Annotated in this window: 23 protein-coding genes and 2 pseudogenes; 9 read left to right on the top strand and 16 right to left on the bottom strand. The window is 68.4% G+C overall.

Annotation, left to right across the window (positions count from 1 at the left end; all coding sequences use genetic code 11):
- Positions 1 to 155 precede the first annotated feature (155 nt).
- From ACIBK9_RS50340 to ACIBK9_RS50320, 5 genes are all read right to left on the bottom strand, one after another.
- On the bottom strand, positions 156 to 968 hold the full coding sequence (locus ACIBK9_RS50340; protein WP_397166430.1) for a hypothetical protein: 813 nt from the start codon (positions 966 to 968) through the stop codon (positions 156 to 158).
- Between the two features lie 2 nt (positions 969 to 970).
- Complete coding sequence (locus tag ACIBK9_RS50335) at positions 971 to 1,864, bottom strand: DNA-processing protein DprA (protein ID WP_397166429.1); 894 nt, start codon at positions 1,862 to 1,864, stop codon at positions 971 to 973.
- Positions 1,865 to 2,105: 241 nt separating this feature from the next.
- Positions 2,106 to 2,582 (bottom strand): hypothetical protein, encoded by a 477-nt coding sequence (locus tag ACIBK9_RS50330; RefSeq protein ID WP_397166427.1) that lies wholly within the window; start codon positions 2,580 to 2,582, stop codon positions 2,106 to 2,108.
- Positions 2,582 to 2,884, bottom strand: a complete 303-nt coding sequence (locus ACIBK9_RS50325; RefSeq protein ID WP_397166425.1) for a ferritin family protein — start codon at positions 2,882 to 2,884, stop codon at positions 2,582 to 2,584. The genes ACIBK9_RS50330 and ACIBK9_RS50325 overlap by 1 nt, the downstream gene beginning before the upstream one ends.
- A 430-nt stretch (positions 2,885 to 3,314) precedes the next feature.
- The gene (locus ACIBK9_RS50320) at positions 3,315 to 3,902 is read right to left on the bottom strand and encodes an NADPH-dependent F420 reductase (protein ID WP_397166424.1); all 588 of its coding nucleotides are present in this window, start codon (positions 3,900 to 3,902) and stop codon (positions 3,315 to 3,317) included.
- 87 nt (positions 3,903 to 3,989) lie between these two features.
- Between ACIBK9_RS50320 and ACIBK9_RS50315 the strand changes: the two genes are divergently transcribed.
- Entirely contained in the window at positions 3,990 to 4,484 is a 495-nt protein-coding gene (locus tag ACIBK9_RS50315; RefSeq protein WP_397166422.1) for a MarR family winged helix-turn-helix transcriptional regulator, read from the top strand.
- Positions 4,485 to 5,177: 693 nt separating this feature from the next.
- Here the strand turns inward: ACIBK9_RS50315 and ACIBK9_RS50310 are convergent.
- The 3 genes and pseudogenes from ACIBK9_RS50310 to ACIBK9_RS50300 form a co-directional block, all read right to left on the bottom strand.
- Positions 5,178 to 5,642 carry a luciferase family protein gene (locus ACIBK9_RS50310; RefSeq protein WP_397166420.1) on the bottom strand — a complete coding sequence of 155 codons (465 nt, stop codon included), beginning with the start codon at positions 5,640 to 5,642 and terminating at the stop codon, positions 5,178 to 5,180.
- A gap of 10 nt (positions 5,643 to 5,652) precedes the next feature.
- Positions 5,653 to 5,847: a zinc-binding dehydrogenase gene (locus ACIBK9_RS50305; RefSeq protein WP_397166419.1), complete on the bottom strand. Its 195-nt coding sequence runs from the start codon at positions 5,845 to 5,847 to the stop codon at positions 5,653 to 5,655.
- A gap of 391 nt (positions 5,848 to 6,238) precedes the next feature.
- Positions 6,239 to 6,493 (bottom strand): annotated as a pseudogene (locus tag ACIBK9_RS50300) (alcohol dehydrogenase catalytic domain-containing protein); the annotation flags it as partial.
- A 143-nt stretch (positions 6,494 to 6,636) separates the two neighbouring features.
- Between ACIBK9_RS50300 and ACIBK9_RS50295 the strand changes: the two are divergent.
- Positions 6,637 to 7,917 carry a LuxR C-terminal-related transcriptional regulator gene (locus ACIBK9_RS50295; RefSeq protein ID WP_397166417.1) on the top strand — a complete coding sequence of 427 codons (1,281 nt, stop codon included), beginning with the start codon at positions 6,637 to 6,639 and terminating at the stop codon, positions 7,915 to 7,917.
- Positions 7,918 to 7,988: 71 nt separating this feature from the next.
- Here the strand turns inward: ACIBK9_RS50295 and ACIBK9_RS50290 are convergent, their stop codons facing one another.
- Complete coding sequence (locus ACIBK9_RS50290) at positions 7,989 to 8,195, bottom strand: hypothetical protein (RefSeq protein ID WP_397166415.1); 207 nt, start codon at positions 8,193 to 8,195, stop codon at positions 7,989 to 7,991.
- Positions 8,196 to 8,518: 323 nt separating this feature from the next.
- On the opposite strand from ACIBK9_RS50290, the gene ACIBK9_RS50285 reads away from it, so the two are divergent.
- The gene (locus ACIBK9_RS50285; RefSeq protein ID WP_397166414.1) at positions 8,519 to 9,409 is read left to right on the top strand and encodes a hypothetical protein; all 891 of its coding nucleotides are present in this window, start codon (positions 8,519 to 8,521) and stop codon (positions 9,407 to 9,409) included.
- A 318-nt stretch (positions 9,410 to 9,727) separates the two neighbouring features.
- Here ACIBK9_RS50285 and ACIBK9_RS50280 read toward each other — a convergent pair whose 3' ends face one another.
- Complete coding sequence (locus ACIBK9_RS50280; RefSeq protein ID WP_397166413.1) at positions 9,728 to 10,129, bottom strand: hypothetical protein; 402 nt, start codon at positions 10,127 to 10,129, stop codon at positions 9,728 to 9,730.
- A gap of 666 nt (positions 10,130 to 10,795) precedes the next feature.
- On the opposite strand from ACIBK9_RS50280, the gene ACIBK9_RS50275 reads away from it, so the two are divergent.
- Positions 10,796 to 11,071, top strand: a complete 276-nt coding sequence (locus tag ACIBK9_RS50275) for a hypothetical protein (protein ID WP_397166411.1) — start codon at positions 10,796 to 10,798, stop codon at positions 11,069 to 11,071.
- Positions 11,072 to 11,078: 7 nt separating this feature from the next.
- Here ACIBK9_RS50275 and ACIBK9_RS50270 read toward each other — a convergent pair whose 3' ends face one another.
- On the bottom strand, positions 11,079 to 11,309 hold the full coding sequence (locus ACIBK9_RS50270; RefSeq protein ID WP_397166409.1) for a recombinase: 231 nt from the start codon (positions 11,307 to 11,309) through the stop codon (positions 11,079 to 11,081).
- 17 nt (positions 11,310 to 11,326) lie between these two features.
- Here ACIBK9_RS50270 and ACIBK9_RS50265 point away from each other — a divergent pair, with 17 nt between their 5' ends.
- Both ACIBK9_RS50265 and ACIBK9_RS50260 read left to right on the top strand, forming a co-directional pair.
- Entirely contained in the window at positions 11,327 to 11,560 is a 234-nt protein-coding gene (locus ACIBK9_RS50265; RefSeq protein ID WP_397166408.1) for a hypothetical protein, read from the top strand.
- Between the two features lie 218 nt (positions 11,561 to 11,778).
- On the top strand, positions 11,779 to 12,696 hold the full coding sequence (locus tag ACIBK9_RS50260; RefSeq protein ID WP_397166406.1) for a sulfotransferase domain-containing protein: 918 nt from the start codon (positions 11,779 to 11,781) through the stop codon (positions 12,694 to 12,696).
- An 888-nt stretch (positions 12,697 to 13,584) separates the two neighbouring features.
- Here the strand turns inward: ACIBK9_RS50260 and ACIBK9_RS50255 are convergent.
- Both ACIBK9_RS50255 and ACIBK9_RS50250 read right to left on the bottom strand, forming a co-directional pair.
- A complete protein-coding gene (locus ACIBK9_RS50255; protein WP_397166405.1) occupies positions 13,585 to 15,807 on the bottom strand; it encodes an MMPL family transporter in 2,223 nt (740 codons plus the stop codon).
- A complete protein-coding gene (locus ACIBK9_RS50250) occupies positions 15,804 to 16,946 on the bottom strand; it encodes a serine hydrolase domain-containing protein (RefSeq protein ID WP_397166403.1) in 1,143 nt (380 codons plus the stop codon). The genes ACIBK9_RS50255 and ACIBK9_RS50250 overlap by 4 nt, the downstream gene beginning before the upstream one ends.
- Positions 16,947 to 17,215: 269 nt before the next feature.
- Here ACIBK9_RS50250 and ACIBK9_RS50245 point away from each other — a divergent pair, with 269 nt between their 5' ends.
- Together ACIBK9_RS50245 and ACIBK9_RS50240 are read left to right on the top strand one after the other, a co-directional pair.
- A complete protein-coding gene (locus tag ACIBK9_RS50245; protein ID WP_397166402.1) occupies positions 17,216 to 18,397 on the top strand; it encodes a sensor histidine kinase in 1,182 nt (393 codons plus the stop codon).
- Positions 18,394 to 19,086 carry a response regulator gene (locus ACIBK9_RS50240; RefSeq protein ID WP_397166401.1) on the top strand — a complete coding sequence of 231 codons (693 nt, stop codon included), beginning with the start codon at positions 18,394 to 18,396 and terminating at the stop codon, positions 19,084 to 19,086. The genes ACIBK9_RS50245 and ACIBK9_RS50240 overlap by 4 nt, the downstream gene beginning before the upstream one ends.
- Positions 19,087 to 19,110: 24 nt before the next feature.
- Here ACIBK9_RS50240 and ACIBK9_RS50235 read toward each other — a convergent pair whose 3' ends face one another.
- Positions 19,111 to 19,212, bottom strand: a complete 102-nt coding sequence (locus tag ACIBK9_RS50235) for a hypothetical protein (RefSeq protein WP_397166530.1) — start codon at positions 19,210 to 19,212, stop codon at positions 19,111 to 19,113.
- A gap of 315 nt (positions 19,213 to 19,527) precedes the next feature.
- Here ACIBK9_RS50235 and ACIBK9_RS50230 point away from each other — a divergent pair, with 315 nt between their 5' ends.
- Positions 19,528 to 19,860 (top strand): hypothetical protein, encoded by a 333-nt coding sequence (locus ACIBK9_RS50230; protein WP_397166400.1) that lies wholly within the window; start codon positions 19,528 to 19,530, stop codon positions 19,858 to 19,860.
- A 161-nt stretch (positions 19,861 to 20,021) separates the two neighbouring features.
- Here ACIBK9_RS50230 and ACIBK9_RS50225 read toward each other — a convergent pair.
- Together ACIBK9_RS50225 and ACIBK9_RS50220 are read right to left on the bottom strand one after the other, a co-directional pair.
- A pseudogene (locus ACIBK9_RS50225) lies at positions 20,022 to 20,114 on the bottom strand (hypothetical protein); the annotation flags it as partial.
- Between the two features lie 39 nt (positions 20,115 to 20,153).
- Positions 20,154 to 20,535 (bottom strand): integrase core domain-containing protein (locus ACIBK9_RS50220; RefSeq protein WP_397166399.1); only part of this gene is annotated, 382 nt, incomplete at its 5' end.

Genomic DNA, 20,535 nt, shown 5'->3' with positions numbered 1-20,535 from the left:
ACGCCAGCAACAGGCGCAAGGCTGGTGTACGTACTCGACCCCGACCGCCATGTCGTCGAACTGGTCCAGTTCGCCGCGTAGCGCTCCGCCAGGTCCGCCGCGGCCTGCGGCCGGACCGGGTGAGTGTCCGGGCGGCCATCGTCTTGGGTCGCTGGTCACCTTCTTGTGGAAGCGCACAGGCAGCAGCGGTCGAAGGAGAACGGTTGGTCGCCGGCCTCTTGCCAGATGCTCATCCTGTTCCTGTGCCAGGCGCTGGGAACGATCAACCGGAGAAGGGCGAGCGCGACCACCTCCTCTGCTCCTGCCTTGAACAGGGTGTACGCAGCGCTCTGCATGTGGGCGCCGGACACGAACAGATCGTCCACCAGCAGTACCCGTTCGCCGCGCAGCGCCTGAGCGTCGTTCGGCGTTCCCATCAGCTGGAAGGCTTCTGGGTGGGAGTCGCGTCCCGCAAGCACCGGTGCGTACTTGTCGTTCGGCAGGAGAACCGGCTTGTAGAAGGCGCGTAGTGCGCCGATCATGCCGATGACTCGAGGCATGATGTGGAACGCTTCAACGGGGCGATCGAGCCGGGTGCTCGGAATGGTGGTGACCATGGTGAACGGTCCGCCGGCCACCTGGGTGAGGCAGGCCTCGTGAGCGGCGTAGAAGCGGGACAGGGTAGCCGCCATCAAAGTCTCCGGCCTCAGCCGGCTCTTACCGGCGGGGACGGCTTCTCTGCGAGCCATGAGCCTGAACAGCCCGTTGTCCTCGCCTTCTTCGACAGCCAGCGAGATCGACACCACGGGCTCCGCGTGCCGGCGAAACCCGTTCACGGTGCGAGCGCAACTTGAGCAGATCTCGTACGGCTCGCCATCGGGCTTGTCGTTGGGCCCGGTGTGACAGATCCGGCAAACCCCTGAGCGCACCGCCGGAACGTTCCTGAACAGCGGGATGACGGGGTCCGTTACCGCCCTGGCGCGGTCCATGGTCAGAACATGGTCGGTTGGGAGTCCATATCTACGAGATTGACCGCCTGCTGGCAGAAGTCGTCAATGTCCTGGACGGCAGTGATGCCTCCCCTGGAGGCTGCCTGGGCGACCCATGGTTGTTCTTCGTGAAGCTGCTGGGACACGAAGACAGGCTTGCCGGTCTTCAAGGCGTTCGTGACATGTCGCCGGCTGAAGCCGTCGTCGCGTCCGTCGACGACGTAGACGATCGCTGCTAATCCGCAGGTCACGATGGGAGTGAGGGCTGCCGTCCGGTCGGTGGGGGCGGTTCCGGGCCAGAACTGCGAGATCAGGGCGGCGTGCTCGTCTGTCTGTCGGGCGACAGTCGCGTACTGGCCTGGTTGCTGATCCATGCCTCTGTCCAGAACTCCTAGCGTCCGTCCACCGGCCATGGCGGCGTTCTCCTGGACGGTCATGCCGAGTTCGGTGTGGAGCGCTGCGACTACGGTCAACCCTGCTGCCGAGAGCATGCGGGCGGTGGTGGCGGCGTGCTCGCGGTCATGTTCTCCGACGACGGCGACCGAGCGATGATCTCCCCGGGCGATGCGGCCCCGGACCCACAGGAACGGCTGATAGTTGTTCGTCCAGAACATGTTGCCGGGGTAGGCGTCGTCCAGCACGGTGACGAGGCGGACGCTGCGGGAGCTCATGGAGGCGAGAAGCTCGCGCGCCCGGTCCAGGTCGTCGTGCCGGACCCTGCCTCTGATGGCGATGGCGTGTGCTCTGTCGTTGTCCTGAAGGCCGTCGAGTTCGCCGGCGAGAAGTTTCCGGGCGCTGCCGATGGCGGCGATGGCACGGGCGGTGTAGTGCCAGGGCTGGTCATGGGTGGCTTCTGTGAGGGCCAGGACTGCGGCCTGCTCGTCGATCGTGGTCATGCTCATCACCATCTCGAACGCGGACTCTGTGAACGTACGCTCTGACACCGACATTTGCGGCGACAGGATGCGCGGCGTGGGCGCCCATGATGCCGAGCTTCGCCGGACGGCACGCCGCAATCGCCGGAGGAGAACGATGCCTGTTGGGGCTTTGACAACGCCGGGATGTGCGGCATGCCGGTGGGTGATCCACCAGAGCTATGCCGGATGGTCCGGATCTGCGAGGTCAGGGGGGCGGAACCTATTCGGTCCAGACGGCCTGGGCTCCGCTGTGGCCCGCCCGTACGACGGCGACAGTCCCTCCCACCCCGCCGATCAGGGCCAGGATCAGCAGGACGATCACCGCGGCGGCGTGCCACCGCGGTCGCGGGCCGGTGTTCTGGAAGATCGAGCGCCTGCGGTGGATGAATCGGGTGGCCAGGGAGAGGCCCAGCGCGGCGAGCCAGAGCACGATGGCGAACGGCAGCACCTGCTCGCCCTGCTCCTCGTGGGCTTCGACGAGTTCGTTCTCCCCGACGGTGTGGGCCAGCGTCTCGCCGCTGGAGATCGACAGTGGCACGGCGAGCAGTGCGACGGTGGCGACGAACAGCACCGCCGGCCACAGGCGGCGGGCCGCGGCGGGCCAGAACGCCATCAGGATGGTGCCGAGCGCCGCGAGCGGCAGGCACACGACGGCGGCGTGCACGACCAGCGGGTGCAGGGGCAGGCCGAAGAACATCAGGAGCCCTGCTGGGAGAGCCGGTCCAGGGACTGCTGGAACGCGCGGGCGTGGCCGGCTTCGTGCTCGGCGTTGTTGGAGAAACGTTCGGCCGCCCGGGGAGCGCCCGCGGCTTTGGCGCGCTTGGCGAGAGCCGGGTACATGGTCCGGGACTCGTGCTGTTCGCCGGCGATGGCCTTGGTCAGGTTGGCGTGCGTGCTGCCGGCCGGCCCGGCCGAAGCGGCGAGCGCGTCGCCGACGGGCGTGCTCAGTGGGATGGTGAACGCGCCCGTGACGAGGGCGCGTGCGGACAAGGCGATCATGGAGACCTTCCCGCCTGGTGCGGATGCGTGCGGCCATCACCAGAGGACTTACCTGCTCAAGGCGGTGGATAACGGGTCCTTCTGGCAAAGCAGGGTGAAGCGTGTGGCCTGGATGCAAAAGGTGGTCCATGTGCGGGACCAGGCACCTTCAGGGAGGGGTGTACGCCGGCATTTCAAGCGGGACGGTCATCCCTTGAGCCGGGGTGCACCAGCGGCGGGAGGGTTCCGGCTGAGCCCTCCGACATCGCCCGGAGCACTGTTGTGCGCCGCCGGCCTCGATCTGGGGTGACCCTCCCGAGTACGCCGGTGGCCCGCGCCGCCGCCTTCGATGCGTCCGCCGTGGCCGCGCTCGGGGCCTGCACCCCGGCGCCGGCCGGCTCGGGTGCGGGATCCCGTCCGACCTCGATGGTCGAGACGGGATCCCGCTGCTTCAGGCGCGGGCGAGGGCGAGGCCGATCCCCTCGCCCAAGCCCTTGCCGTAGGCGAGTTGCACCAGCAGTTCCACGACGGGCTCCAGGTATCGGGCGTTGGCCAGCGGCCCAGCGTCCTGGGCGGCGAAGCCCAATGTTTCGCCCAGCTCGATAACGATCTTCTTCGCGGCATCGTCATCCCCGGCCACCGGCAGGAACTGGCGCGCGCCGCCCAGGACGGGGCTGGCCAGGTTCGCCGCGAAGACGGTGTTGAACGCCTTCACGACGACAGCTCCGGGGAATTCTTGAGCCACTTGTTCGCCGCCCGAAGTGGTGTGCCCAACCGTGAGCGACATGAAGTCTGCGGAGAGCGGATTGGTGGCGTCGATCAAGATCTTCCCCACGGTCGCGGCCTTCACCTCGTGGGCGAGGTCCGGCACGGCGCTGAACGGCACCGCCAGGACGATCAAATCGGCGCCCTTCACCCGGGTGGCCGTCTCGGCCACCGGCGTGGACGTGTTCGCCACGGCCACCTCATGCCCGATCGCGGTGAGGCGAGCCGCCAGTCCAGAGCCGACCTTGCCGCCGCCGATGATGCTGATCTTCATTCTGCTCCCTCATGCATGTGGTTCCAATTCGAATCACTTGGGGAACCTAGCACCTGGTTCCAATTCGAATCAACTAGGCTTCTGTCCATGACGGAACCCCGCTGGCTGAACACCACAGAGATGCGCGCCTGGTCCGGCTTCCTGGAGACCGCGAGCTTGCTTCAGCGCCTGATAGATGTGCAGCTGCGGACCTCTGGCGGGGTGACGCAGGTGCAGTACGAGATCCTGCACCGGCTCAACGAGAGCTCGGGCAAACGGTTGTGCATGAGCGCCTTGGCGGAACAGATGGTGTCATCGCGCAGCGGGCTGACCTATCAAGTCTCCCAGCTGGAGAAGCGAGGACTGGTCCAACGCACCGCCGACCCCGCCGACGAGCGCGGCGTGCTGGCCGTCCTGACCGACGAGGGCGGGAAGGTGCTGGCCGAGAGTGCGCCCGGCCATGTGCGCACCGTGCGCGAGGGCCTCCTTGAGGCGCTCACCGCCGATCAGGTTGCCCGTCTGGCCGACGTGATGGACATCACCAGAGCACACCTGCGCGACATGGTGCCGACGAAGCCGGTCCGAAAGAGAACGACGGAATGAGCCTCCGTCCGGGGCTCATGGCCGCTCCAGGTTCTCCACGGTCGTGGCGACTGTGAGCCTGCCGGATATTCCGTCCGTGCAGGTCGAGCGGCATGTGAGTATTCGTGGAGGATGCCGCCGAGCGGGTCTCGTCGGCGTACGCTCAGGTCCACCATCCGCTCGGGATCGATGATCGGGTCAGGGACGGTGCGTTGCGGAGCCGCTTGACCCAGGGCTTGGTGGGCTCGGTGCCGGTTGTAGAACCGTTCGTACTCGCGAAGAGCGTGCCGCAGGTGGGTATGGTGGGCATCGGCTGCGGGGACGGACGATGACAGAGCGACCGCCCAGCCTTGACCAGGCAAGTCACGGCAAGATCAACGCCGTTCGGGGCTCACGACACGCTTCTTCCCGGCTGCACCGCTTCAAAAGTCGGGTGAGACAACAGATACCCCCACCGCAAGCCCCAAGGTGTTGCTGAAACTCATCAGCACAGCAGCCCGACGATCAGGGGTGTTGCTCAAACTCATCGACAAACGTTGCCGCTAGACGTGGACGAAACCAGACCGGCGCGTGGGGCGAGGCCCTGACCATCTCGCTGCGCTAGCCGTCCGCCGTTCGCGGCAGAAGCACACCCGGTGCCTGGCTGACCGCCGCAGTCAACCTCCGCGCCGCGGGCGGGAGACGCGGCCAGGGGTTGACTGCGGGGCCGGGCGGCTACAGGGTCCTGCCGGTGGCGTATCGGTAGGAGGCCGCGACGACGCTTCTGGCAGTCTCCAGCTCTTGTGGGCTGCGGGGACCGTAGAGCATCACCACGTTGATCGTGGGTGAGTACAGGGGATGGCGCTCGCCCCAGCCCTTGGCGATGAGCTCTCGCTGGTCCTCCTGTGACAGGGCCATGTGCAGGCTGCCGTCGACGTGGACGTGGGCGAACTCGGCGACCAGGCGGGGCGGCAGGAGCACCGCTCCCTGCGGCGGCACCGCGTCCTGGTGCAGGAAGAAGGCGAGCGAGCCCGGCTCGGAGATCTCGCTCGGCCTGATCTCGGTGCCGGGAAGCCGGGTGCTCATCCACTGCGCGAGCTGTTCGCGGATCTCGCCGGGGCTGTTCTGGCTGAGCTGGACGTGCGGAACGGACGGGCCGGTACGGGGACGGTCCCCGGCGCGGGTGGGAAGGGACAGCATGACGGACTCCTCAGAAAGTGATGACGATCTTGCCGCGCGTGTACTGGCCTTCGGCCAGGTCGCGCATGGCCTGCGGGGCTTCGTCGAACGGGTAGGTCGCGGCCACCTCGATGCTCATCCGGCCCGCCGCGACCCGTTCGGCCTGCCGGTGCAGATCGCCGGTCGATGCCTCCATCCGGACGTAGACGGGCGCGACCCCGTCCACCTCCGCCGGGCCGTACAGGGTGGAGACGAGCCGGCCGCCGGGCCGCGCTCAGAGTGTCGACGGCGGTGTGGTCGATGGTCTCGTGCGCACCGAGCGCGCGGATGTAGGCCGTGTCGGCGGGTGCTGCTGTGGCCAGCACGCGTACGCCCAGCTCGGCGGCCTGCTGGACCACAAGGGCGCCCACGCCGCCGGTCGCGCCGATGACCAGTGCACTGTCGCCTGGCTCCGGGGCGGCGGCTAGGACACAGTGCGCGGTCATCGCCGCCATGGGCAGCGCGGCGGCATGGACCGGGGACAGCGCGCGCGGCCGGTGGACGAGCTCGGGCCCCTCGCCGACCAGCGCATACTCGGCGATCATCCCCGAGGCCGCGCCCGCGTAGGCGATCACCTCGTCACCGGCCGCGAACCGCGTCACGCCTTCTCCCACGGCCGCCACCACCCCGGTGGCATCCACGCCGGGCACGAACGGGTGCGTCACCGGGAACATCGCACGCAGCTCACCCGTGACCAGCTTCACGTCGATGGGATTGAGCGCCGCAGCCTGCACGCGGACCTGCACCTGGCCAGGGCCGGGTGACGGGTCGGGCACGTCATGGACGCGCAGCTGCTCCAGGGGGCCGAAGGCAGCTGCGACGAGAGCTTTCATGATCAGCGGCTCCTGATGTGGCGGCGAATCGGGCAGGGCAAGCCTGCTCGCCGCCCGCCCTCCCGCTCACCGTCCGTCCGGGCGGCACCTGCTACCCGAACGGGCAGCGACCTCCATTGCCCGGCGTCGCCTAGCATCAGCGCATGGACCTGCCCGACCCGCACACCGCGCTGGCGGCAGCCGCGTCCGTGCTGCGGGCGCCGACCGGTGCCATGCTCGAACCGCTGTCACAGGCGCTGGCCGAGTTCTTGCCGCACCGGGCGGTGGCCGTGCTCACCGGCGATTGCGCCCGGCATCCCATGAAGGCACACGGCGAGACGGCGATCACCGAGAAGATCACCAGCGCCGAGCTGGCCCGCGTGGGCGGCACGGTCGGCGTGGGCCAGCCCTGGTCCGGCCGGGCGCGCCTGGCCGGCGAGGACCTGCCGGTGCTGGCTGTCGCCTCCCGCCCGGCCGGGGCCTCCGGCGGCCTGCTCGTGGTGGTGACCGTCGGCGGGGACGCGCCCACCGGCCCGCCAGCCGAGCTGGTGCAGCGGCTGTGGGACTTAGTCGCCCTGCAGCTGATGCACCGCGCCGAGAACCTGCCCCCCGCCGACCTGACCGGCAACCGGGTGGCCGCCGGCGAGCGGGCCCGCGTCATCGCCGAGCTCACCAGCACTCACGCCGCCACACTGCAATCCCTGCTCGGCACCTTGCGCAGCCGTACGCTCGACGACGCCGCCGCCCGGCGCACCGCCACCGACCTGGCCGTGTCAGCGTTGATCGAGTTGCGCGCCGCGGCCGACCTGAATTCCACGCTGAGCGAGGAGCCGGCCGGGGCGGCCTTCGACCGGCTGGCAGGCAAGCTGGCACCCCTGGCCCGCCACAGCCAGGTGTCGCTGGAGCTGGCCGGGCCGCGCGACCGCGACCGCGCCCTACCGTCCGACATCGCCAACACCGCCCTGGCCCTGGTACGGAGCGCCGTGGTCACCATGCTCGAGCAGGACGGCCTGACGAGAGTTCGCGTGTCCTGGGAGCCGGAGGAGTCCGAGCTCCACCTCGTCGTTCGCGACGACGGGCCGGGCACGCTCGCGGCCGGCGCGCTTGCCCTGCGCCGCCTGGCCGAGCTGGCAGCCGCCGTGGACGGCCGTCTCTCCCTCGACGCCGTCCCCGGCTGGGGCACGACGATCAGTGCCGCGCTGCCGCTCACCCCGCCCGCACCCCCGGCCTCGGACGCCGCCCTGGCCGCGCTCAGGCCACGCGAGCTCGAGGTGCTCGAACGGCTGGCGCGCGGCCTGCGCAACCGGCAGATCGCCGAAGACCTGCTGATCAGCGAACACACCGTGAAGTTCCACGTGGCCAACATCCTGGCCAAGCTCGGCGTGGGCACCCGTACCGAGGCCGCCGCCCTTGCTCACGCCTCTGGTCTGGCCATGCCGGCTTGACCGCGCCAGCCTGACCGCGCCGGGCAACGCCCGGCCGCCGTGCTCGCTACGCCGACAGCGGCCGTGGAGGTTCACATCCTGGGGCCGTGCTGAGCGCGGTGATCGCGGCACTCAGCAGCAGGGGCGCGCTCATGATGGGTCAGGCTGATCGGCTGCTGGATATGTGAACGCCGCGCAGGTGCGGCACCACCGACCCGAGCAAAAGCAGTTGGACGACGCACGACGAAGGCCACACCGATGTTGTTCAGCAGCAGCAGGCAATGCGCCGCCATCACCACCGCGACCCACCATGCCATTTACGGGGGCGCGCCGCGCCTGGCCGGCACGAGGGCCCGATGGTTATCCGGGGTTGTCAAGCGAACTAGCTGGTCAGCAGCGCGAAGGCATGTCAGGCACGTAAGGCAATCAGCCCAGCTCAGGTTTCATCGGAACCATAATGGTGGCTCGTTCGAGTATTCACTTGCTTCGCGCGTTTCGGCGGGTGTCGTGTCCGTGATGAGCTGGCGGCCGGTGAGTCGTCCATCGTTTATCTTGGGTTCGCAGCCCTTCCCGCAGCTCAACGCGATGTGATCTTGTCAGGCGCGTAAGGCAAGCAGGCCGCTTGTCGCCTTGGGGCACCGGCCATCCGGCCCTCGACGCTTTCCTCGCCACGGCCCCCACCGCCAACCCCGACATGCACCGCGCCTACGCCTTGGCCATCGACCGCGTCACCGCGCGGCTCGGCCGCGACCGGCCGCTCGCCGAGGTCGCCGACGCCGAGATCGGGGCCGCGCTCACCGAGCTGTGGGCATGCCCACGTGACCTGACGGCCGGGGTTTGCGCCTTCGCGTTCGAGCCCCATCCCATTTTCCGATTTTGCGGTTTTGGAGCGCCCGATTTAAACGGTCAAATTTTTTTCCCACGGGTTCTCAGGCAGTTCTCCTGGCGCTCACTATTTCATCATGTCATGTGTGACATGCTACTGCTCGTGTGCGGCGCGAGGCCGCACGCCCGATCATCAAAGGGGAAATCGTTGAAGCAGATCGTCAAGCGTGGAGCCGCGGTACTCGCCGCAGGGGCGGTGGCCGCGGGCGCGCTCGCGCTGAGCAGCCCGGCATCCGCCGCCACGACTACGACCACCTGCAGTGACAGCATCCTGATCTCGGGTCTCTCCACTAAAGCCTGCGTGGATCTCACGGGCACTCAGGCGCGGTTCTACGGCACAGTCGGCGCGCCCGGCATCGCGGAGCCTGGCCCCGGCGGAGTCATCACCCCACACCGCGCAGAGGTGGAGGTGTCTGGCCAAGTCGTCGGTGGCTTGTTCCTCGGCTCCCGGCAGCAGTCGGTGAGCATCTGGAACAACACCGTGACCATTGAGGGCACCACCGCGACCGCCCCTTGCGGATCGACGATTCGCGCCGAGGTCAAGCTGTCCCAGGGACCCGTGGGTCCCGGCGGGCCCAGCTTCTACGGCCCTGCCTCCGTCACGGTGGATGCGCCGATCGGCTGCTGAAAACAGATGGATCGACGGTGGGCGCGGAACAGCCGTTCGATGGTTATCTTGGGTTTTGGTGTCTTCCCGCAGGTCAGAGATCGATGATCTTGTCAGGCGCGTAAGGCATGTGGACCGGCCTCGAAGGCATGTTGCATCGAAGGCGTGCCAGGGTGTTCGGCCGAGCTCGCGATGCCGGTCGGGCCGCTATCAGGGGCTGGGGTTGGTCTGGTCAGCCTCTGCGATCGCGGCCACCCCACGAAATCCTGGACTTTTCCCAGGTCTGTATGCGGCCGGGGAGACCGCCCGAGCTGCCCGCTCGGCTTCCCTGGTATTGGTTCAGCGCGGGGGCCGGGAGGCGAGGTAGCGGGGGAGGTGATCGTCGCAGCAGGCCCAGCGGGTGTCGGACTTGTCGGTAACGGTGTATTTGGGGTGGTTGCGGCAGGGGTTGTTGCGGTCGCCGCCGCCCCAGGTGCAGCGGGTGCGGCTGGCCCGGCCGAGTCGGGGATCGTCGGGGTCGTAGTCCTCGATTTTGGCGGCGGGTGGTCGCAGGCCGGTGCGGTCGCCAACCTCGACGACCTCGTCGGCCTGTACCGCGTCAAAATACAGCCACGGTGGCTGTGACCTGTGGTTTGACGCAGTCCGGCCACGCAGGCAAGATCGCGTCGTGTGCTTGTCCGCCTGCTCAATCTGATCGCGCTTCGAGGGTTCGGCTGGCTGATGTTGCTGGGCCGCAGCCAAGCGTCAAAGGACGCGGAGATCATAGTGTTGCGTCACGAGGTGGCGGTGCTGCGGCGCCAGGTTGGACGCCCGCGGCCGTCACCGCCGATCTTCACGCTGCTCGGAGCGTACTTGTCGATCGTCGCCCCGAGCAGGGTGCGGCCGAGGTCACGCGACCGGCCTGGGTATTGGCTGGCCCGAGCGGGAGCGGTTCGGGCGCCACGCCGGCCTCCCGCAGGGCGGCTCCCAGCTGCCAGGTCACGGCGGCCACCGCCAGAATCCGCCCGCGCCTGACCAGCGACAGCCCTCGCCGCGGCTGCGCCACCCCGGCCAGTGCGCCGCTACCAGCAACAAGAGACAACGATGCCGCCGAGTGCCACTCTCATCTTCGCGCCCGAACGCCCAGCGCGCTGGGCGAGGCTCCGGACTGAGACGTCCGGGGCGACCGACCGGCGGCAGCGCCAAAAACGTGTGCCCTGAACGGTGCGCCTTCCTACGCCTGGATCCCGGACAGGCGCCTCGTCTCGATCAGATGCGTGACAACGTGTCCCCACCGACGCCGAATGGGACAAGTTTCTCGGCCACTTCGTTCTCTGCACTATGCAAGTCGCGTCCGGGTGAGGGTTGACGCGCTCCGCGATCTTCCGAAGTCCTCCGGTCTCGGATGTCGTCGATAGGGTCCCTCTCGTGACCAGGCGGAAAGGCCGATGGCCGAAGACTGATCCAGAGGGCGGCATCGAGGACGCGGCGCTGCTCATTTTGGAGTGGCTCGGTGAGCAGGGGGTCAACGCGATGCTCAGGGTCGATGCCGAGAGGCTGGCGGAGGGACGGTCCTCCTGGACCTTCGCGGCGAGCGGCGGCCCCTTGGAGGTCGGCATGCGTGCTGATGGTGCCAGTCCTGCTCTGTGCTTGTCGTTGGCGGTCGCCAAGCTCCGTGAGCTCGACGTCGTCGTGCCATATTGATCACGAATCATGCTTCACCTGGCGTGGGCATGCCCGGCATACCGAGGTGGGTCGGGGCGACTCTGGCGAGGCGGCGGGTCTGGTCTCGTTTCTGGCGCAAGAAGGTGCGGGTGAGGTCGATGCCTTCGATCTCGCCGAGCCAGCCCTCGGCTTCGGCGCGGGCCCGGCGGGCCTGGAGGTCGACTTTGACTCCGATCTCGTCGAGTCTGGGCAGCATCTTCGGATTAATGTTGATCATGGGCATCTAGGGCAGGCGTGCTCGTGCTGGCAGGGTGTTCCGTAGGGTCGGGCGCATCCGCCCAGCTCGACTTTGCGCTGATCGAAGTGTTCTTCAAAGTCGAGCAATTCGGGGTCGGTCACTGGGCGGTATTCGTCGGTGGGCCGGGCTCGGCGGCGGCGGTCGAGGTAGGCCTGGTAGTGGCGGACGAGGTCTTCGTTGAAGACCGCGACGTATCCCCGAGTTGCTTGAAGATTCAAATGTCCGAGTAGAGCGGCGCCGATGTGGATCGGGAGCCCGTTTCGGTGCTCATCCTCTGGCCTTCATGATGCCCTCGTGGAGTGTTCGAGATCGGACACCAGGGGCGGATGCTGCGCTACGTACTGTTGCGCGACGCTCTTCGGGACCTCAGTCTTGAGCCCTCGGCGGGATGTCGCGCGGTGAATCATCTGGGCCTCACGGGATCGGATCCGCTGCAAGGATGACGCCCGTGCGCCACTACGAGACGAGTATGTACGACAGCAACCGCTGGGACGGCTTCGGGCTTCGCCCCGGCGACATCATCATCAGCACCCCGCCGAAGTGCGGGACGACGTGGATGCAGATGATCTGCGCCCTGCTCATACTGCAGGAGCCGGAGCTCCCGCTCCCGTTGGACACGCTCTCGCCGTGGATCGACATGGTGACTCGCGCCCGCACAGACGTGTTCGCGGACCTGGAAGCCCAGACGCACCGCCGGTTCATCAAGAGCCACACGCCGCTCGACGGGATACCCAACGATCCGACGGTCACGTACATCTGCGTCGGTCGCGACCCGCGCGACGTAGGGCTGTCGATCGACCGCCATATCGACAACACCGACATCGGCGCGTTCCTCAGCCAACGCGAACGGGCGGCCGCGATCGACGGTATCGAGCTCGGACCATTGCGGCCACCGCGGCCGCGCCCCGACGGCGAGCGGGACCGCTTCTGGCAGTGGGTCGACGACGAGACACCATCGACGCAGGTCGGGTCGTCGCTGCGGCGCACTGTAGAGCACCTGCAGACGTTCCGGGACGCCGGCGACGATCTCGACATCGTGTACGTGCACTACGACGACCTAAAGGCCGACCTGGAGGGGCAGATGCGCCAGATGGCCGCGCGCCTCGGCATCGACGTCGATGAGCACCGATGGCCCCGCTTGGTCCAGGCGGCGACGTTCGAGTCGATGCGCAGCAGGGCCGACACGACCGTCCCCGCCGGCGGTCCGGAGCACTGGGTCGATCCGGCCGCGTTCTTCAGCCGCGGCACGAGCGGCCAGTGGCGTGACCTCCTCGACGACGCCGACCTCGCCCGGTACGCCGCGCGCGTGCGGGCGCTCGCGTCCGACGATCTCGTCGAGTGGGTGCATCGCGAGCCGATCGACTGAGATCCCCGTCCGGCGGTATCCTCGCACTACCCCAAGCTGATCGTCAGTGCCGCCCGCCGCCCATGACTGCCGGTCCGCGCTCGGGCCCGACATCAGGGTCTGCGCCTCAACCGACGCCGGATTCGGCGATCCCGGTAGATGCACGACCTGGCCCGCACACTCAGCATCGTCATCGTCGGCGACGTCGAGGCAAGCTTCGCGGGGCCTGGCTGGGACTTTCGGTGGTGCGACGGCCCGGCCAGTTCCAGCATGCGGGCTCTGGCGCGGGCGCACGCTCCGGCCGGCCTCGACTGCACGACCATCGGCCTCGATCGGAACATCTCCGCAGTGCCGGCGTACACCGGAATGCACACCGGACGGTACGGCTGGATGTGCACCGCTCCTCGGGCTGTTTGGGGTTGTGAACTGCAGGGCGGGCACCGGATCAGCGCGGCTACCTCGCCGCGGTGTGCGACTGTGCCGTGGGACCCATCACGTGCGCGGCCCCAGATGGCCTCGCGCGTCACAGCCAGGTTCTGTGAGCGGCCTGGCATGCTCGCCAGCTTCGGCCTGCTGTTTGTCGGGGTCTTGGGACTATCCGGCCGGAATTGAACGCCAAGGCACCCGCCGCAGGTCAGGCGGGCTCAGTGGCCATCGTAGGTTCGCATCCAATGCGAGATTCGCGCGTCTGCTGCTGAACTCAGGGGCGCTCGCGGTGAGGGTTCGTCAGAGAGAGTGAACCCGAGGGGGATGGACGAGGGCCGGTGAACGCGCGGCTGGTTTCGGCTCGAACATGGCGGGATGAGTCCGGCACGATAACGATCAGCAGCGCGTTTCCGCAGGCCGCGACGCTCGATATCTATCTTTATGTCAACCCGCGCCCAGCCTGTCGGCTCCCCATCAAGATCGTTAATGTGGGTTCTGGGCGTATGTGGGCTGCACCCCTTCAGCGTTCAATCCCGGCCGAATGGTCCCAGGCCCCCTGGTAGGTCGAGGGCGGACCGGCCACCAGACGGCCCTACCGAGCAGTGCGGCGAGTGCGGGGACCAGCACCAGCGACACCACAAGCGCGGAAACCATGATGCCCAGCGTCATCGCGAAGGCGATCTGTTCGTTGCCCGGGGACGTGGCGAGGCTGGCGAAGGAAGCGGCTAGCACCACGCCGGCCGTCGTGATGGCCGGTGTCGTGTGCCGTACGGCGCGGGCCACTGCGGCGCGGGCCGGACCTGGTCGCCGCATCTCCTCCCGGATCCGGTCGGCGATCAGGATGTTGTAGTCGGTGCCCAGGGCGACGACGAACAGGAACAACACGAGCGGGAGGGTGAAGCTGACGCCCGGCTTGCCGAGTATGTGCTGGAACAGCAGGGTGGCGGCGCCGAGGGTGGCGGCGAAGCCGAGCCCGACGGAGAGCATCAGGATCACCGGCGCGAGCAGGCTGCGCAGGAGCAGCAGGAGGATCAGCGCGATCAGCGCGGCCGCGACCGGGAACACGATCGTGAGGTCATGCTCGACGGCCGTCGAGATGTCGGCGATGATCGCCGGGGTCCCGCCCACGTGTGCCTTCGTCCCGGCGGGCGTGTGCTGGGCAACCGTGGCCCTGATCGGTCCGGAGGCCAGGTCGCGGGCCTGCTGGCTCTGCGGGTCCGCGGTCGGATAGAGGTCGATCCTGGCGGCGCGGTGGTCCTTGTTCAGGACGGTCTTCGCGACTTGGCCCACACCCTTGACCTGGGTGAGCGCACGGGATAGACCGTCCAGCCGGTCGGCGGTGAGGGCGCTGTCGTCCTTGGAGGTAACAAAGACGCTCGTCGGGTCCGACACGCCGGCCGGCAGCGCATGGGAGATCTCGGCCGCGGTGGCTGCGGCGGGGGTCTGGGTGCCGGGGCTGCCCTGGCCGTAGTCCATGCGGATGCCGATGAGCCCGGCGGCCAGTGCGGCGAGCAGGGCGACAGAGGCGGTCAGCATCATCAGCGGGCGTCGCGTGACCAGCTCGCCCAAGCGGGCGGCACGGCCCTCGCGCGTCTCGCGGTGCAAGGCCGTGCGGGAGGGCCAGAACATCTTGCGGCCGGTGGCCGCGAGCAGCGCCGGCAGCAGGGTGAGGCTGCCGAGCAGCATCACCAGGATCGCGACGGCGATCGCGGGGCCCATCGAGCGGAACTGCCCGAAGGTCGCCAGTCCCAGCGTGGCGAAGGCGGCCACGATGGTCAGCGCCGCCGAGGTGATCGCGGTGCCCACCCGGCCGGAGACCTGCCCGGCCACCTCGCGGGCTGACTGCTCGGGCCTGGCCCGCAGTGCCTCGCGGAAGCGGAACAGCAGGAACAACAGGTAGTCGATGCCAATGCCGAACAAGACCACGTTGATCAGCCCGGGGGTGCTCGCGTCGAGCTTGAGCCCGCTGATCATCGCGGCGCCCGCGACGGCGCCCGCGGCCACGAAGCCGATCAGGGCGACCGCGAGCAACGGCAGCAGGGCCGCCAGCACGCTGCGAAACACCAGCACGTTGAGCAGGATGATGAGCCCCATGATGAGCCCGCCCCCGACCGTCGTGGCGATCTTGCGGGAATCGACGGTGTCGACGGCATCGGCGAGAGGCCCGGTGAAACCGGTACGCATCCCCGCCTCTGAGAACTGCGTCCGGGCGGCGTCCCTGAAGGTCCGGTAGACGCCCTGGACGCCCCTATCCGCACGATTGCCGATCAGCTCGACGGAGAGCAGCTCGAAACTCCGGTCGGGCGCCGTCATCGCCGGGGCGATCGTGGGGGTCTGGGAGCGGTCGGGGACCAGGTACTGCTGCGGACCGTCGTCCTCCCTTGGCATGATCACCCGGCGCTTGGCCAGCTTCGCCGCCTCGGCCTCGACCCGCTCCTGGTCAGCGGCGTTGAGGGCCTTGCCGTCGGAGCGGGCGACCAGCACCGTCACCGTGGTCGCGTCGGGATTCACCCCGAACCGCTCCTTGGCGATGTTCAGGGCGGCGGCCGAGTCGTAGCTGCGAGGCAGGAAGTCCCCGGTCTGGTTCTGGGTGACCCGGTCGAACAGGGTCGGGGTCAGGGCGCTCAACGCGACGCCCAGCACCGCCCAGAGGGCGATGACCTTCCATGGGTGTCTGGTGGAATATCCGGTCAAGGCGCGGATCATGACGTGCTCCTGCGGACGGAGGCGGCGCAGAGTGCATTGTCGATCAGGCGGGCCGTAGCCTGGCCCTGCTCTCGCGTGCCGGGGTAGGTGGTCCGGGAGACGATCACGCTGGTACGGCCGTCCTGGGTGACGGCGTTGTCGGTGATGAACCCGGGGGTGCCGCCGGGGTGCGTCCAGGCCGTGACTCCGCAGCTCAGTCGCTGCTTGGCCATACCCAGCCCGAACTCCCTGCCGGGCACGCCGACGGGGACCGTGGTCATCATCTTCTTCAGCTGTTGCTGCGACAGCACCTGCCCGCCCAGTAGTGCACGCCAGAACCTGGCCAGGTCTTCTGTGGTGGTGACGGCCTCGCCCGCCGCGCCGGCCCAGCCGAGGCTGAGCAGGGTGGAGCGGAACGGGCGCGCGGTTTTGGCGTCCTCGGTGTAGGACTGCACGTGCGGCTTGGGCAGGAGCGGGGAGTCGCCGGGCAGGGTCGTGTTCCGCAGCTTGAGCGGCTTGATGATCCGGCGCGTCACCTCCTCGCGCCAGGAGTTGCCGACGGCCTTCTCGATGATCATCCCGGCCAAGGTGTAGTTGATGTTGGAATAGCTCCAGCGGGAGCCGGGGGCGAACAGCGGTCGATGGCCGACGCTGAGCGCCACCAGCCGCCGCGGGCTCATGCGCAGGAACCGGTAAGTGCGGTAACCCCGCTCCGTGTGCATCTTCTTCTCAATGTCGCCTACGGAGTCGTGCAGGCCGCTGGTGTGCTGGAGCAGGTGCTTGATGGTGATCGCGCGCCCGTCGTTGCCGTTGCCGCGCACCAGCCCGGGAAGCCACCGCTCGACGCTGTCGTTGACGGAGAGCCGCCCTTCCGCCTCGAGCTGCAGGATCACGGCGGCGACAAAGGTCTTGGTGTTGCTGCCCATCCGGAAATGCCCGCCGCTCGGGACCGGCACCTTACGGCCCAGCACCGCCGTACCACTGGATGCGGCCAGATCGGCGCGGGGCGAGAGCACCCGAGCCTGCACTCCCAGCGTGCCAGCGTCGCGGATCGCGTCCAGGTCCGCTTGCAGGGCCGCCCGGTCGTAACCGGGGGAAGAAGCGTGCGCCGGGCTCACCGCCAGCACACCGGCCGACACGGCCACGGCCGCTGTCGCCACGACCGCATGGAATCGGCGCTGGCCAACACTCATTTTTGCCTCCTGGCAGATTCACCTGGTGCCGGGGTTCCCGGCCGGTATCCAGACCATCAGTCAGAAGAGCAGCGAACCTCCTGGCAGCGGATGATCCTGACCGGGGCCCTGAGTCCTCCCCCGCGGCCGCGACCAGGACCCTGGTCCTCAGTCCGGGTCCGCGCGGTGAGAGCATTCCGACTGCTGTGCAACCCTGGTTCGGGGGCCAAGAGGCCTGGTACAGGGGGAAGTCATACATGTCCAGGAGCCGATACGTCGGGTCCGGCGATGCCCGGGAGCTGCCGTGGAGCCGTAACGACGCGCTCGTGGTCGGCGGCGCCTGCGTGATGAACCTGCTCAGCTACGTGTTCTTCAACGCCTCCGACGGCCGGCACACCGTGAGCGTGACCGGGTTCCTCTTCGTCGCGCTGACAGCCCTGCCGCTGCTGGCCCGGCGTCGCCACCCGGTGGCGACGCTCGCCGCCGTCCTGGCACTCGACGCGACTGCCACCCTGACCGTGCCGCTGCCCTGGCACTTCGGCGCCGTGCTGCTGGTCGCCCTGTACTCGGTCGCCAGGGCCTGCCCCGGCCGCGTGACGGTGCTCGCGGCCGTCGTCACGGTAGCGGTGACGCTGCTGAGCCAGAGCAACGGCCGCATTCCGCCCTGGCAGGACGCGATCACCCCGCCCCTCACCACCCTGATCGTCGTCGGCGCCGCCATGGCGATGAACCGCTGGCAGCGGGAAGTGGACGCCAACCGCAGACTCCTCGCCGACCGTGCGGTGGCCGACGAACGCCGCCGCATCGCACGGGAGTTGCACGACATCGTGGCCCACCACATCACCACCATGCAGCTGATGGCCGGCGGAGCGCGGGCCAACCTCGCAGAACCGGAGGTGGTCAAGGACGCCCTGGTCACTCTCGAGTCCTCCGGGCGGCTCGCGCTGCGCGAGATGCGCCAGCTCCTGGACGTCCTGCGGGACGGCGACGAACCCCCGGCCGCGCCGTCCCAGCCCCAGCCGGACGCCGACGACCTCGATCGCCTGGCGACCGAATCCCGCCTCGCCGGAGTGCCGACCGAGTTCAGCGTCCACGGACAGTGGCGCCCGTTGCCGCCGACCATCGGCCTCACAGTGTTCAGGATCGCCCAGGAGGCCCTCACCAACACCCGCAAGCACGCGGGGACAGCCCGCGCGTCCATGAAGCTGACCTACCATCAGGATCGAGTCACCATCGAAGTACACGACGACGGCGGGGGCAGCCCGCCACAGGAGGGGGCGCGCGCTAGCGGATACGGCCTGATCGGCATGCGCGAACGCGTCGCCCTGCACGGCGGCACCCTCACCGCGGGCCCGCAGGCCGACGGGGGGTTCGCCGTGGTGGCCGACCTGCCGCTGACCACGGACGAGGCCGTCCAGCACGAAGGGGCGCACCCATGACCGCGCCGCCGATCAGAGTGCTGATCGTGGACGACCAGTTGCTGGTACGGCGCGGCCTGTCGCTGATCCTTTCCCCCGACCCGTCCTTCGAGGTCGTGGGAGAGGCCGAGAACGGCGCGCAGGCCGTCACCCTTGCCCGCCAACTACGCCCCGACGTCGTGGTGATGGACATCAGGATGCCCGTCCTCGACGGAATCGGCGCGACCAGGGAACTCGCCTCCACCGTGCCCGGCAGCCGGGTCCTGGCCCTCAGCACCTTCGACATGGACGAGTACCTCGTGGGCGCCCTGCGCGCCGGAGCCTACGGGTTCCTGCCCAAGGACAGCTCACCCGAGGACCTGAGCGCGGCGATCCGCACCGTCCACGCCGGCGACGCCGCCGTCGCTCCACGCCTGCTCACCCGGCTGATCTCCACCTACGTACGGGCGCCTCACGGCACCCGGCCGACCCCCACGGGCCTGGACGAACTCACACCCCGCGAGGTCGAGGTATGGCGGCTGATGGCCACAGGCCTCGACAACACCGAGATCTCCCGCGCCCTCGGCCTCAGCCTCTCTACCGTCAAGAACTACATCACCAGCATCTTCGACAAGCTCTCCGTGCGCGACCGCGCCCAGGCGGTCATCGCGGCCTACGAATCAGGCCTGGTCACCGCCCGCCAGGTAACCGGGAACCCGCCCACCGGATAGCGCGGCCTGCCGGTGCGGTTGCTCTCACACCACCGCGTCGCCACCGTCCACGACCAGATCACCGCCCGTCACCCAGACCGACTCCGCTGAGGCCAGGAAGATGGCAGCGCCCGCGAGGTCCTCCAGGGTCCCGCACTGGCAGGATTACCGTCGGCTACCGCCCTGAGCTGGGGCTGGTGTCATCCACCTGAGATTCGTCGGCAATCTTGAGCGGGGGATTCGAGGATCTCCTCGGCTGTCTTGGTCCACGCGAACGGCTTGGGGCCTCGTTCACTGGTCCATCCAGGCGCGGATGTCCACGCAGGCCCGTGCCGCCGAACTCACCGCCATGGCCGATCACCTCACCGCGCACGGCCCGGTCCTGGAGATGCTCGCCGGGCCCCTGCCCGGGATGTACGACCCCAGCGGGCCCGCCGCCTGCTGTTCGCGTTCTTCGCGGCGATGGCCGAGACCGAACGGGAGAACGTCCGCGAGTCGACCCTCGAAGGACTCGACGCGGCGGCCCGCAAGGGCAAGCACGGCGGCCGGCCGCCCGTCATCACCGACGACATGCTGCACGCCGTGCTCCGCCGCCGGGCGAACGGGGAATCGGTCGAGCAGATCCAGCCCGACCTGATCATCCCGACCGGCAAAGGCAAGGGCCTGGCCCCCAGCGTCGCGAGCATCTACCGAGCGCTCGCCGAGCACGAGAAGCAGGAGGCATACCCCGAGCCGTCGCCCAGGCGCACGCCGACTTCGCCAGCCTCCAGGACGCCGACGACTGCCACGCCATGAGCCCAGCGAAGGGTGTCGGCTCCATCATGGAGCACTGTCAACAGATGTGACACTGAACCCGGTTGGCCGTTCCACTCCTACTGGCAGGCCTGTCTGACACAAAGATCAGTCTCTCAGGGTGTTGAGAATCGTTCGATTTCTCCGACACCTCAGACCGTTCGTCAGTCCCACCAGAATTCCCACGAGTTGAGTCCGACAAGACGCTCCGCGTAGGCGGCAAGCATGGAGGGGTGACTGTTCTGCCAGATGTTGTCCGGGCAGAAGGCTGAACCGCCCCGACTTTGATGGAGACCTCAACGGTTGATTCCGACGGGTTGGCTGGGTTGATGTTGAGCGTAGTGGAGAGCTTCGAACTCCTCGGGTGGCCGGTGCCCGATCGCTGAATGCAGGCGGGTGGCGTTGAACCAGTCGACCCATTCGGCGGTGGCCAACTCGACATCGGCCAAGCTGCGCCAAGGGCCTCGGGGCTTGATCAACTCGGTCTTGTAGAGACCGATCTGCGATTCCATCAATGCATTGTCGAGCGCATCGCCGACGGTGCCGATGGAGGCGTCGATGCCGGCCGCCAGCAGATGCGTGGTGAACCGGAAAGACGTGTATTGACTACCGGCATCGCTGTGGTGAATCAGCCCCGCTTCAACGGGCCGCCCGGTGCGCTCGCGTCGCCACAGGGCC

The sequence above is a fragment of the Nonomuraea sp. NPDC050227 genome (genome assembly GCF_044459705.1).
GTDB lineage: Bacteria > Actinomycetota > Actinomycetes > Streptosporangiales > Streptosporangiaceae > Nonomuraea.
Note: the sequence above shows the minus strand (reverse complement) of the source record. Positions and strands in the feature narration are given on the sequence as shown.

Excerpts from the sequence above, each read along its gene's own strand:
- ACIBK9_RS50295 (WP_397166417.1), top strand. The coding sequence starts at position 6,637 with ATGGACCTGCCCGACCCGCACACCGCGCTGGCGGCAGCCGCGTCCGTG.
- ACIBK9_RS50325 (WP_397166425.1), bottom strand. The coding sequence starts at position 2,884 with ATGATCGCCTTGTCCGCACGCGCCCTCGTCACGGGCGCGTTCACCATC.
- ACIBK9_RS50340 (WP_397166430.1), bottom strand. The coding sequence starts at position 968 with ATGGACCGCGCCAGGGCGGTAACGGACCCCGTCATCCCGCTGTTCAGG.
- ACIBK9_RS50315 (WP_397166422.1), top strand. The coding sequence starts at position 3,990 with ATGACGGAACCCCGCTGGCTGAACACCACAGAGATGCGCGCCTGGTCC.
- ACIBK9_RS50310 (WP_397166420.1), bottom strand. The coding sequence starts at position 5,642 with ATGCTGTCCCTTCCCACCCGCGCCGGGGACCGTCCCCGTACCGGCCCG.
- ACIBK9_RS50245 (WP_397166402.1), top strand. The coding sequence starts at position 17,216 with ATGTCCAGGAGCCGATACGTCGGGTCCGGCGATGCCCGGGAGCTGCCG.
- ACIBK9_RS50320 (WP_397166424.1), bottom strand. The coding sequence starts at position 3,902 with ATGAAGATCAGCATCATCGGCGGCGGCAAGGTCGGCTCTGGACTGGCG.
- ACIBK9_RS50240 (WP_397166401.1), top strand. The coding sequence starts at position 18,394 with ATGACCGCGCCGCCGATCAGAGTGCTGATCGTGGACGACCAGTTGCTG.
- ACIBK9_RS50330 (WP_397166427.1), bottom strand. The coding sequence starts at position 2,582 with ATGTTCTTCGGCCTGCCCCTGCACCCGCTGGTCGTGCACGCCGCCGTC.
- ACIBK9_RS50230 (WP_397166400.1), top strand. The coding sequence starts at position 19,528 with ATGGCCGAGACCGAACGGGAGAACGTCCGCGAGTCGACCCTCGAAGGA.
- ACIBK9_RS50335 (WP_397166429.1), bottom strand. The coding sequence starts at position 1,864 with ATGACCACGATCGACGAGCAGGCCGCAGTCCTGGCCCTCACAGAAGCC.
- ACIBK9_RS50270 (WP_397166409.1), bottom strand. The coding sequence starts at position 11,309 with ATGATCAACATTAATCCGAAGATGCTGCCCAGACTCGACGAGATCGGA.
- ACIBK9_RS50255 (WP_397166405.1), bottom strand. The coding sequence starts at position 15,807 with ATGATCCGCGCCTTGACCGGATATTCCACCAGACACCCATGGAAGGTC.